Genomic DNA, 11,772 nt, shown 5'->3' with positions numbered 1-11,772 from the left:
TCCCCGCCCTAATTCAGGATCTCCCCGCCCTAATTCAGGATCTCCCCGCCCTCCTAGGCCCCAGTCCCCAATCCCCAGCCTTGATGATTGGTTGGAAATTGGCAAAGTTGTTGCACCACAAGGTTTAAGTGGGGAGTTGCGGATTTATCCGAATACTGATTTTCCTGAACGCTTTGAAGAACCGGGAAAACGGTGGTTGTTGCGTCCAGGGGAAACGGAACTGGAAGTGGTGGAGTTGTTACATGGAAGGTATCTTGAGAATAAGAATCTCTATGTGATTAAATTGAAGGGAGTGAGCGATCGCCATCAAGCTGAAAATATGCGTGATTGTCGGTTTTTTGTGCCGGTGAGCGATCGCCCAGAATTGGCAGAAGGTGAATTTCATGTGTTAGATTTGCTAGGGTTGCCAGTCTTCATGCAATCTTCTGGGGAATTTGTGGGAACGGTGGTGGATATATTGCCTTCAGGTCATGATTTATTAGAAGTTAAATTTGATCCTGATTTTGTCACTAACCATGAAGAATTTAAAACTGATAAAGAACAAAAAACAGTTTTAATTCCTTTTGTGATGGAAATTGTTCCTGTTGTTGATTTAGCAACCCGTCGAGTTGAAATTACTCCTCCCCCCGGTTTGTTGTCAGTGAATGATTAAAAACATCTCATGAAACCTGTAAGTTTCCTTGATAGTGTTTTGGGACAGTCACGGTAGCACTGTCCCTACAAAAAATTCCCATTTTACAGATTATTAAATCGGTGTTCTAGCCTATAAATCATCATCAGATTCATCAGGATTAATACCTAATTGACGTAACTTTTCTGCTAATTTTTCGGCTTTTCTTTTCGCTTCAGTTGCTTCTTGTTCAGCTATAATAGCTCGTCTTGTCGCAGCAGCAGCTTCTTCAACCGCAGCAGTAGCTTCTTCACTCGGTTCAGGAATTAATTCTCCTTCGAGAGTAAACCATCTTAACCACAATTTAGAAATACCTCGAAATGAACCTTGCCATAATCCTAAACTTAACTCTAATTCAGGCATTAGTAACCGCCCTGTAGTCAAATTCATTGGTTCATAAGTTCCAAATATTAACAACATTTCTCCTTTAATTTCTGCGAATCTGTGAATAGTATCTGCCACACCTTTACCTAATTTACCACTAGGAATACCTGTCGGATAACAACAAACTGTTGAGGTACTTAATATAGCGGTAATCACGCTTGGTGCAATATAATCGAGGGCGCAGGCCCTGCGCCCCTACAGGCTTGACGATTTGCTGACTGTATCTCATTCAAGTGCATACTGCTATAACGGTTAAAAAAACCCACCCTTACTAAGTTTAGGGGTGGGTTATTCGGTTATTTATAAATTATGGATTTGGGAAAGTGGCAAATTAGAACATACCCATGCCGCCCATGCCGCCCATACCACCCATACCGCCCATACCGCCCATACCACCCATGCCGCCCATGCCGCCCATGCCGCCCATGCCGCCCATGCCACCATCAGGGGCCCCAGCGGATTGTTTTTCAGGTTTTTCGGCAATAATGGCTTCGGTGGTTAGAACCATACTGGCAATGGAAGAAGCATTTTGTAAAGCGGAACGAACCACTTTCGCAGGATCAATAATACCAGCAGCTATTAAGTCTTCAAATTCGCCTGTAGCTGCGTTATAACCGATATTCAAATCAGTTTCTCGAACTCTGGCAACAATGACAGAACCTTCGGCCCCAGCGTTCTCTGAGATTTGCCGCAGGGGTGCTTCTAAAGCTTTCTTAACAATATCAGCACCAATTCTTTCTTCGGGGGTGAGGCTGTTTTTAATAGCATCTACCTTGGTAGATAGATAAATTAAGGTTGCACCACCACCAGGAACAATACCTTCTTCTACTGCGGCTTTGGTAGCGTTGAGTGCGTCTTCAATCCGCAAGGTTTTGTCCTTGAGTTCGGTTTCTGTAGCGGCACCGACTTTAATTACGGCAATCCCACCAGCTAACTTAGCAATGCGTTCTTGCAGTTTTTCGGTATCATAGTCGGAGTCAGTTGCAGCCAACTGTTTACGAATTTGCTCAATCCGAATTTGGATTTCTGGTTTAGCAGCATTACCAGCCACAATGGTGGTATTTTCCTTGTCAATGTGGATTTTTTCCGCAGTTCCCAACATTTCCAAAGTGGCAGTATCTAAGCTTAAGCCAATGTCTTCAGAAATCATTTGTCCATCGGTGAGAATGGCAATGTCTTCTAACATAGCTTTGCGACGTTCGCCAAAACCAGGGGCTTTAATGGCTGCGATCGCTAATACACCACGGGCTTTATTTACAACCAAGGTTGCTAAAGCATCACCGTCTACATCCTCGGCAATAATTAATAAAGGTTGACCAGAACGGGCAACTTTTTCCAAGATGGGAACTAAATCTTGAATGCTGCTGATTTTTTTATCGGTAATCAGGATGCGAGCATTTTCAAACTCTACTGTCATCCGTTCGTTGTTGGTGATGAAGTAGGGAGAAATATAACCTCTATCAACCTGCATTCCTTCTACCACTTCTAGTTCAGTAGTGAAGGATTTAGATTCTTCAACGGTGATCACACCGTCTTTAGTCACTTTCTCCATCGCCCTGGCGATCATTTGTCCAACTTCTGCATCATTACCAGCGGAAACTGTGGCAACTTGAGAAATGGCACTTCCTTCTACAGGTTTAGCGATATTGGCAATTTCCTTGACCAGCGCCTCAACGGTTTTATCAATACCCCGTTTTAAGCTCATGGGATTTGTCCCAGCAGCTACATTTTTTAACCCTTCCTTAATCAAGGCTTGTGCTAGAACTGTGGCAGTGGTAGTCCCATCACCAGCTATATCCTTGGTTTTTGATGCCACTTCTTGAATTAGTCTAGCGCCAGTATTTTCTAGAGGATCTTCTAATTCAATTTCTTTAGCAACAGTGATACCATCGTTAACAATTTGGGGAGTACCAAATTTTTTCTCTAATAGGACGTTACGACCTCTTGGACCTAAAGTGATTTTCACTGCATCTGCCAGGGCGTTAATACCCTTTTCTAAAGCACGCCGTGATTCTTCATTAAATGCAATAATCTTAGTCATGTTTTATTTTCTATTGCTTCCATTAGACAATTTAGCACTCACTGACCAAGAGTGCTAATCCCTTTCTCCAATTTAGATTAACAATCAAAATGCCAAAATTGATTAATACTAACAGTTGATACTTATGTTTGACCATAAAACTAATGATTATATTGGGAGCAGATGAACTTAGCCAACTCCCTTAAATCCCTTGGCATTGCTGACCCTAGCGGCTCCGGCTGGTTAGCTGTAGTATTTACGTTTCTATTAGCTTTGGTTGTCACCTGGCGGTTAATTCCCACAATTCGTAAATTTGCCTTAGAGGTAGGTTGGGCAGATCAACCCAACGCTCGACGATTGAATCAAGAACCTTTACCTAATGCGGGAGGTTTGGCAATCTACGCGGGTGTCATTGCGGCTTTGGTCTTAGCTAGTCTCTTGCGGCCGATTGAACTGCAAGGGGTTTTAGCTCAGGTCTTAACGATTCTCCTCGGTGGTTCAATTTTAGTTCTGGTGGGCTTTATTGATGACCAATTTGGCTTACCTCCGTCTGTGCGGTTATGGGCGCAGGTAACAACAGCACTTTTGTTGGTTGGTAATGGGATTAGCATCCAAGTTGCCTTTGGTACACCCATTGATTCTCTCTTATCTATGGCGTTAACGGTGCTGTGGGTGGTAGGGATCACTAATGCTGTTAACCTCATGGATGGGATGGATGGCTTGGCTGGTGGCATCAGCTTTATCACTGCCATCAGTTTGTTAGGCGTGTCTGCCCAGTTTGATAATCGCGCTGCGGCTACTTTGGTTTTAGCAGCTTTGGGAGGGGCGGCGCTCGGCTTTTTACGCCATAATTTTCACCCCTCACACATCATTATGGGTGATGCTGGTGCATACTTTTTTGGTTATGTTTTAGCAGCAACCAGCATTTTAGGCAAACTCCAATTAAATACAATCTATGCCCTAATCCCGACGGTTTTATTTCTGCTGTTGCCAGTTATTGACACTACTCAAGTGTTTGTTCGCCGGCTTATGGCAGGAAAAAACCCTCTGAGTACACCAGGTAAAGACCACATCCATCATCGCTTGTTGGCTTGGGGACTATCCCAACGCAATGCAGCTTTTATCCTCTGGTCAATTACTTTAGGTTGTAATTTGCTGGCAATGAAAGTTCAGGGTATGAGTTTACCAGTAATGCTGGCTACTACTGCCAGTATTATTTTGCTGTTAGGATTTACCCTGGGGCAAAGAATAATCCGTGAATAGGTGACAGGGAACAGGTGCTACGCCACGGGGACAGGTGCTACGCACGGACAACTGACAACTGACAACTGACAAACTACATCACCATACCGCCATCAACATTAAATACTTGTCCGGTGATATAAGCTGCGGCGGGATCTGATGCTAAAAAGCGCACCATGCCGGCAATTTCTTCTGGTTTACCAAACCGCCCCAGGGGGATATATTGGAGGATGCCATCGGCTTTGATATCGCTGGTCATGTCAGTGGTAATAAAACCAGGGGCAACGGCATTGACAGTGATGCCACGAGAAGAAAGTTCTTTAGCTACTGTTTTGGTAAAGCCAATTACTCCGGCTTTGGCCGCGCTGTAGTTGGCTTGTCCTGGGTTGCCCATTTGTCCCGCGACGGAAGCAATGTTAATAATCCGCCCAGAACGTTGTTTGAGCATAATTTTACTGACAGCTTTCGTACATAAAAATACCCCAGTTAAGTTAAGGTCTATGACTGCTTGCCATTCTTCTAATTTCATTCTTAATAGCAGGGTGTCACGGGTAATACCTGCATTGTTGACTAAGACATCCACTCGCTGGAATTTTTCTAAGGTGATTTTAATCAGTGTATCTACTTGATTTTCTTGAGAAACGTCTGCTTGGAGAGCGATGGCTTCTCCTCCTGCTGCTGTAATTTCTGCGACTACTTCATCTGCTGCGGTGCTGGAACTAGCGTAGTTAACAACTACCTTTGCACCTTGGGATGCTAGTTGGATAGCGATCGCTCTACCAATTCCCCGTGATGCACCTGTGACAATTGCCACCTGATCTTTTAATAAACCCATCTGATTTTCCTCAATTTCTGGAAACACCGCGCTAATTATCTATGTCAGCGTAATTCTTCACGGTTGCCCAAATAGTAATTTACGTAATTAATATATTGCCAATTCCCTGAAATATCAATTTATTATCTACAATTATTCGGTTTCCTATATCTGGAAATTGTTGCTGAAGATAGGTTTTCAATAAATTACTATCACCACCAGTCATCACAATCTGACTTTCAGGAAATAACCGCCACCAAGCTTCAATAAAATCCTTTATCCCACTTAATAAAGTGTAAATTACTCCGCTTTGAATTGCATCTGATGTATTCATGGCAAAACGTGATGGTAAAGTTGTCATTAAATCGGCTTCTAATAATGGTAATTGTCCGGTTTTTTGCCCCAAACTAGCAAATTGTAACCCTAAACCCGGCAAAATTGCCCCACCAACAAAGCATTGATGATTGTCTGCACCTGTAAAAGTCAATGCTGTACCAGCATCAATTACTAATGTGGGAAATCCCAATAGTTTTCCCGCACCCCATACCGCTAAAGCCCTATCAATTCCTAATGTGGGGTACATTCTCTCTAATGGTACATCTTCTAAAGTAATCAGACGCAAATGAGGGTAACTTTGCCACAGTGCGGTTTGACTAGGAACGACAGAAGCGAGAATCAGGGGTATAGGATAATCTGGAATAATAGGAAGATTGTTAGGTAGACAAATCGCTGTCAACCAATTATCTAAGGTTGGATATTGAGCTAATTGTTGGATAATAGATGCAGATAGATGAAATGTATCCCCAGTTGAGTATAGGGTTTTATCTATGAATAATGCCCAATGAAGGCGGGAATTACCGATGATTAGGACTATAGAGGAATGATTGTTCACAGGTTTAATTTTTTTAACTTAATTATAGGTTTTTGAATAAAAAGCTGAAACTGTTCCCAGTTAAGAGTTCCCCCTCTCACAGACAACTTTTATGGCTAACACCACGCTACGCTATCAGCAAACCCTATTTAGATTTATAATCAGTTATATTTTCTAGATTTAAGGTATGGAAACTCAGATAGTCCTTTACATTTATTCATTTCCTTCATATTTGCGGGAAGAGCCACGAGTAAAAATTGGCAGAACTTCTGGGAGTATTGAAACTGATCCTACAGAATTAGCATGGCAACGCATACGTTCGCAAGTTAAAACGTCACATCCAGAAGAACCTAAGTTATTGGGTGCAGTTAGAGTTCCAGGTCAATGGGTAGAAACAACAATTCATTCTCAATTGAAGGATAAAGGATATCACATTTCTGAAGCACCTGGGATTGAGTGGTTTAAATTTCCCAATCAAAAAGAATTCCAGAATTTCCTAGATATGCTTTATCTAGCTTTGATTATTGGTGATTTTTCAGAACTAGGTGGGGGACGAACAGATGTTAAAGGAGATTCATTTGGTTCTATTCTTTCTGCCTTTGGTGTAAGAAGGTTGAACGGTAGCGCGTTCAAGAATGAGATAACTTTAGTGAAAGTTCTTAATGATGAACTATCTCAACTTTATCCAGGCTTTCCTCAATGGTTCAATAAAACAATGAACAGTTCAGAGACTGTTTTTAATGTAGCTTATAGAAATGGCGAGGCTATTGGTGTTGCTATTTGGAAACCAAAAGGGAATGGAATAGCTAAACTATCAACTCTTTTTGTTACTGAGGATTATAGACGTAGTGGGATAGGCAGAAACCTAATATTAACTTGTTTTGAGCAATGGAAGTTAGAAGGAATTAGAAGAGCCTTTGTAACAACAGCTAAAGTTGAACTTGTCCCATTCTTTGAACGTTATGGCTTTTGGGTAGAAGGTATAGGGCGGGAGATATATGAACGTGAATTTCATCAACCCGAATGGTTCTTAACGAAACTATTTTTTTATGAACCTGATCAGAATAGTTTAGACGCAATAAATAAGGCCAAAATTCTATTTCCATCCATAATATCTACTTCTTATAATCCTACCGGTAGAGAAAAGGTTGAAAAAATCCAATTAAACAATGCCATAGTTCAACTAAATGCTTCTAATGGTAGTCTTATTCATGAATTCTCTCTCCATTCTTGGCTTAACTTAACTTATCCCGCAGAATCAGTTTACACTCCACAAACAGCTTATATTATACCAATTTATCCTAAATTTTTGATTCAGATATTTCAAGAAGGCAAGACAGTCTATTATGGTAAGTGCCGTTGTACCCAGGATGACATGAGAGGAGCATTAATATTATTCTATGCCAGCAGTCCTATATCTGGTGTTGTGGCGATCGCCAGAATCGTTAATCGCTATATTGGAACGCCCAATAAACTCTACAATGATTTAGGTAATAGGGGGGTTCTCACCTTGGAAGAAATTGGTAGTCAACAAAAAGCACAACAGGCTGTTGAGTTTGATTTCCTTATGCCACTCCGTCAAGTGGTTTATCTAAATGACTTACTCAGTAATGGTGTTCTCAACGGAACACCACAAACAATGCACAGCCTTCCTTTAGAACGTTATAAAAAAGCTGTTGAACTTGGAGGTATTTATGCAGGCTAAATATATCAAAGCATTAAGCATTAAGAGAATTTATGCTGAACGCATTATTGACGGTAGTAAAAAAATCGAATTACGAAAACGTTCGATTGGCATTGAATTAGGTGATCTAGTTCTTTTATACGAAACCACACCTGATTCTATTATAAAGGGAGGTTTTATTGCTGATAAAACTATATCCTTACCTGTGGCTCAGATGTGGAGGAAGTATCACCACATTTTAGGAGTAGAAAAAGATTTCTATGATCAATATTTTGAAAAATGTGAACTTGCTTATGGTACTTTCATATATCAGAGTTTTATTTTTCCGGCAATGGCTTTACAGCAAATTAACGAACTTTGTCCTAATTTTATTCCTCCACAAGCGACCATAAACTGGCGTAATAATTGGTATATTCAACCTGAATGGATGGATGCACTTAATAAGGCAAGATATCAATTAATGAATCAAGGTAGACTAGGTGAACAATTGACTCTATTTGCATTGTAATAAATAAGGTTAATGAACTTTATAATGATAATGTAATTGGAACTATTAAAATCTAATAGTAGTTATTTCATAATTCATCATTTTTCTATTGCTGTTAGCTTATAAAAAATCCAAACAATATGATGAAACGTCAAATAATTTTCGTTAGTGGAGTTCATGGTGTTGGTAAAACAACGCTGTGCAAAAAAATAGCATCAAGATATAAGATCGAACATTTTTCAGCAAGCAATCTAATTGCCAAAGAAAAGGCAGAAGAACATCTTCAGAACAAACAAGTTGAGAATATTACTGGAAATCAAGACTTTCTAGTAACAGCAATAAACAAATATTTTAAGAATGAAACCTGGTATTTACTTGATGGGCATTTTTGTCTATTAAACAAGAATAATGAAATTACCAAAATTCCATACTCAACCTATGAAGGCATTTGTCCCAGAGCTATTATTCTTTTGGTTGATAAACCAGAAAATATATATACTCGTTTGAACTCAAGAGATAGTATTAAACATGATTTATCTTTGTTACGTTCTTTTCAAGAACAAGAAATTGATTATGCTCATGATATCAAGGATAAATTAAATATTCCCTATATAATGTGTAATCCTAGTGACAGCGAGGATAAAATATATACTTTTATTGAAGATGAGATCACCAAAATATGATATGTAAAGTTATCTATATGAGTTATTGTCGTTGAGTTTTAGCCATTTCGCAAAACGAAATATATTTTGATTTTCCTCCACCTACCTACTTATACTTAGAATGGGGAATTACCAATTTAATTTTCTTAACTTATCTATAGGTTTTTTAATAAAAATTAATATTCAACCTGTGCCACAATAAGAGCAAGGCATAAATACTCAATTTATTAAAGAGGGGCGTTATGGTATTGCTTACCGAGAAACTAGAAAAGCGTCTGACTATAGATACTGTAGAGATTAGTGAAGATACTACCGCAATTCGGTCTTTAGATTGGGACCGCGATCGCTTTGATATTGAATTTGGTTTACAAAATGGCACGACATACAACTCTTTTCTGATTCGGGGTGAGAAAATCGCCCTGGTTGATACGTCCCATGAAAAGTTTCGCCAACTTTATTTTGATACTCTCACGGGTTTAATTAATCCCCAAGATATTGATTATTTAATTGTGAGTCACACTGAACCAGATCACAGCGGTTTAGTGAAAGACTTGTTACAACTCGCTCCGAATATAACCGTTGTTGCGTCAAAAGTAGCAATTCAGTTTTTAGAAGATTTGGTACACCAACCATTTAAGCGTAAAATTGTGAAAAATGGCGATCGCTTGGATTTAGGCAATGGCCATGAATTAGAATTTGTCATTGCTCCGAATTTACACTGGCCTGATACCATTTTCACCTTCGACCACAAAACCCAAATTCTCTACACCTGCGACGCTTTTGGGTTACATTACTGCTCAGAAAGTACCTTTGATGACAATTTAGCAGCAATAGAAGCCGATTTTCAATATTACTACGATTGTTTAATGGGTCCAAATGCCCGTTCCGTTCTGTCCGCAATGAAGCGCATGGCAGAATTGAAAACAATTCGCATGATTGCCACCGGACACGGACCCCTACTATACCATAATGTTGAAGAATTAACAGGACGCTATCGGCATTGGAGTCAAGGACAAACCAAAGCAGAAACCCCTGTAGGGATATTTTACGTCTCCGAGTACGGTTTTGGCGATCGCATCGCCCAATCTATCGCTAACGGGATTACAAAAACCGGTGTCGCTGTCGAAATAGTAGATTTAGCCAGCGTTAACGAATTACAAGAACTGCGGGAATTAGTAGGACGTTGTACAGGTTTAGTCGTGGGAATGCCCCCAGCATCAGGTAATTCTAACATTCAAGCTGCACTCAGCACCGTTTTAGGTTCAGCCAAAGAAAAACAAGCAATTGGCATTTTTGAAACCGGTGGAGGAGATGATGAACCTACCTATCCCATATTAAATAAATTCCGGGCTTTAGGCTTAAATATCGCTTTCCCCGTCATTGAAATTCGGGAAACACCCACAGCCAACATTTACAAAAAATGTGAAGAAGCGGGGACAGACTTAGGACAATGGGTGACAAGAGATAAAAGCATCAAAACCATGAAATCCCTTGGTGCTGACTTAGACAAAGCTTTAGGCCGAATTAGCGGCGGTTTATATATTATCACAGCTAAAAAAGACGACGTATCCAGCGCCATGTTAGCTTCCTGGGTCAGTCAAGCCAGTTTCAAACCTCTGGGTTTTTCCATTGCAGTCGCTAAAGATCGAGCCATAGAATCACTGATGCAAGTAGGCGATCGCTTCGTTCTCAACGTACTCGAAGAAGGCAACTATCAACCATTAATGAAACACTTCTTAAAGAGATTTGCCCCCGGTGCAGATCGTTTTCAAGGAGTGAAAACCCAACCTGCTGAAAATGGCGCACCCATCCTCACAGATGCCCTAGCATACATAGAATGTGAAGTCATCAGCCGCATGGATTGTGGTGATCATTGGGCAGTATACAGTACAGCTTACGCCGGTAGAGTATCAAATCCCGATGCCATGACAGCAGTACACCACCGGAAAGTCGGGAATCATTATTAGAACCCCACCCCTAGCCCCTCCCCGCAAGCGAGGAGGGGGACAGGAGGGAAGTAGAGTTATGTTCAGAAATCTTTGATTTTATTCAACTGTTGGCTCAAATCAATCCAGAATCAACCGACTCTGCTAACATCTTCTGAGCCGAGCGCTGCTGCAACCTTCTCCGCAACATCAAAGCACCAAAGACAATCGCCATACCTGCTGGCGCGGCATTAGACTCAAAAGGAACAGGAGTAGCATCAATTGAAAAACTGCTAAACGAGCCTGTGTCACTTTGTAGTCTGTCTTGGACATTTAATGTCCAAGTGCCATTCAGGGAACTACCATTGAAAGCACTCAATGGCTGAAAACTAGCATAGGTGGTGGCAGATGGCACTAGAGCAGCCTGAGTGTACCAATTAGCCCCAGTAGTGGCGAAAGTGTAGTTGCCATTCAAATCAGCACCACTGCCAGTGGGAAATGTTGCGTTATCGGGAGACCACCGTGTACGCAACAGTTGCACTGTGGTTGTGCCATTAGAAAGAAAAGCTCTCAAATCGCCATACCAAGTATGGGTAAGCCCAGAAATGGTCACGGAGTTAAAGCTACTGATATTGGGTTGACCAGAGATATTGATTGATGCTGTTACCCCAGTTGCATTGTTATCTGGAATATTGTAAGAACCAGTTGGACTGGTGAAAGTAATCGCCTCTGCCGCACTAGAAAGAGCTAGAATGCTTACCAGGGAAGCAACTACCCCCCCATTTTTTGAACATTAGTGCTGATCATGATGTCCTTTGTTTCTTATGTTTTTAATTTCCTTATGTGTACCGAATCGGTACTTAGTAGTAGAATAGCTCAAAATCACTCAAATAGAAACAGCAAAATATGAAAAATTATCACATACCCAATCCTAATTCTTGTCCCCCCTCCTCGCTTTCCCCGCTTAATTCTTGTCCCCCCTCCTCGCTTGCGGGGAGGGGGTTAGGGGGTGG

Annotated in this window: 10 protein-coding genes and 1 pseudogene; 6 read left to right on the top strand and 5 right to left on the bottom strand. The window is 40.9% G+C overall.

What is annotated here, in order from left to right; translation table 11 throughout:
• The coding region (gene rimM / locus IQ226_RS22810) for a ribosome maturation factor RimM (RefSeq protein ID WP_193899208.1) at positions 1–652 on the top strand (652 nt) is incomplete at its 5' end.
• Positions 653–763: 111 nt separating this feature from the next.
• Here the strand turns inward: rimM and IQ226_RS22805 are convergent.
• Both IQ226_RS22805 and groL read right to left on the bottom strand, forming a co-directional pair.
• Positions 764–1,186: pseudogene (locus tag IQ226_RS22805) on the bottom strand (hypothetical protein); the annotation flags it as partial.
• A 199-nt stretch (positions 1,187–1,385) separates the two neighbouring features.
• A complete protein-coding gene (gene groL / locus IQ226_RS22800) occupies positions 1,386–3,095 on the bottom strand; it encodes a chaperonin GroEL (RefSeq protein ID WP_193899206.1) in 1,710 nt (569 codons plus the stop codon).
• 162 nt (positions 3,096–3,257) lie between these two features.
• Here groL and IQ226_RS22795 point away from each other — a divergent pair, with 162 nt between their 5' ends.
• Positions 3,258–4,337 (top strand): MraY family glycosyltransferase, encoded by a 1,080-nt coding sequence (locus IQ226_RS22795; protein ID WP_193899204.1) that lies wholly within the window; start codon positions 3,258–3,260, stop codon positions 4,335–4,337.
• A gap of 73 nt (positions 4,338–4,410) precedes the next feature.
• Here IQ226_RS22795 and fabG read toward each other — a convergent pair whose 3' ends face one another.
• Positions 4,411–5,151 carry a 3-oxoacyl-[acyl-carrier-protein] reductase gene (gene fabG / locus IQ226_RS22790; RefSeq protein ID WP_193899202.1) on the bottom strand — a complete coding sequence of 247 codons (741 nt, stop codon included), beginning with the start codon at positions 5,149–5,151 and terminating at the stop codon, positions 4,411–4,413.
• A gap of 79 nt (positions 5,152–5,230) precedes the next feature.
• The gene (locus IQ226_RS22785; protein ID WP_193899200.1) at positions 5,231–6,022 is read right to left on the bottom strand and encodes a pantothenate kinase; all 792 of its coding nucleotides are present in this window, start codon (positions 6,020–6,022) and stop codon (positions 5,231–5,233) included.
• Positions 6,023–6,188: 166 nt separating this feature from the next.
• Here IQ226_RS22785 and IQ226_RS22780 point away from each other — a divergent pair, with 166 nt between their 5' ends.
• The 4 genes from IQ226_RS22780 (at position 6,189) to IQ226_RS22765 (ending at position 10,801) form a co-directional block, all read left to right on the top strand.
• On the top strand, positions 6,189–7,706 hold the full coding sequence (locus IQ226_RS22780) for a GNAT family N-acetyltransferase (RefSeq protein ID WP_193899198.1): 1,518 nt from the start codon (positions 6,189–6,191) through the stop codon (positions 7,704–7,706).
• The gene (locus IQ226_RS22775) at positions 7,696–8,193 is read left to right on the top strand and encodes a hypothetical protein (protein ID WP_193899196.1); all 498 of its coding nucleotides are present in this window, start codon (positions 7,696–7,698) and stop codon (positions 8,191–8,193) included. Before IQ226_RS22780 ends, IQ226_RS22775 begins: the two co-directional genes overlap by 11 nt.
• A 119-nt stretch (positions 8,194–8,312) precedes the next feature.
• Positions 8,313–8,855, top strand: coding sequence for an ATP-binding protein (locus IQ226_RS22770; RefSeq protein ID WP_193899194.1), 543 nt, complete (start codon positions 8,313–8,315; stop codon positions 8,853–8,855).
• A gap of 221 nt (positions 8,856–9,076) precedes the next feature.
• Positions 9,077–10,801 carry a diflavin flavoprotein gene (locus IQ226_RS22765; protein ID WP_193899192.1) on the top strand — a complete coding sequence of 575 codons (1,725 nt, stop codon included), beginning with the start codon at positions 9,077–9,079 and terminating at the stop codon, positions 10,799–10,801.
• A 94-nt stretch (positions 10,802–10,895) separates the two neighbouring features.
• Here the strand turns inward: IQ226_RS22765 and IQ226_RS22760 are convergent, their stop codons facing one another.
• Entirely contained in the window at positions 10,896–11,372 is a 477-nt protein-coding gene (locus tag IQ226_RS22760) for a proprotein convertase P-domain-containing protein (protein WP_193899190.1), read from the bottom strand.
• Positions 11,373–11,772 lie beyond the last annotated feature (400 nt).

Source organism: Dolichospermum sp. LEGE 00240, assembly GCF_015207875.1.
In the GTDB taxonomy this organism is placed as follows: domain Bacteria; phylum Cyanobacteriota; class Cyanobacteriia; order Cyanobacteriales; family Nostocaceae; genus Dolichospermum; species Dolichospermum gracile.
Note: the sequence above shows the minus strand (reverse complement) of the source record. Positions and strands in the feature narration are given on the sequence as shown.

What these genes read in the sequence shown, in the direction of transcription:
- IQ226_RS22780 (WP_193899198.1), top strand. Translation starts at nt 6,189, where the DNA reads ATGGAAACTCAGATAGTCCTTTACATTTATTCATTTCCTTCATATTTG.
- fabG (WP_193899202.1), bottom strand. Translation starts at nt 5,151, where the DNA reads ATGGGTTTATTAAAAGATCAGGTGGCAATTGTCACAGGTGCATCACGG.
- IQ226_RS22775 (WP_193899196.1), top strand. Translation starts at nt 7,696, where the DNA reads ATGCAGGCTAAATATATCAAAGCATTAAGCATTAAGAGAATTTATGCT.
- groL (WP_193899206.1), bottom strand. Translation starts at nt 3,095, where the DNA reads ATGACTAAGATTATTGCATTTAATGAAGAATCACGGCGTGCTTTAGAA.
- IQ226_RS22765 (WP_193899192.1), top strand. Translation starts at nt 9,077, where the DNA reads ATGGTATTGCTTACCGAGAAACTAGAAAAGCGTCTGACTATAGATACT.
- IQ226_RS22770 (WP_193899194.1), top strand. Translation starts at nt 8,313, where the DNA reads ATGATGAAACGTCAAATAATTTTCGTTAGTGGAGTTCATGGTGTTGGT.
- IQ226_RS22795 (WP_193899204.1), top strand. Translation starts at nt 3,258, where the DNA reads ATGAACTTAGCCAACTCCCTTAAATCCCTTGGCATTGCTGACCCTAGC.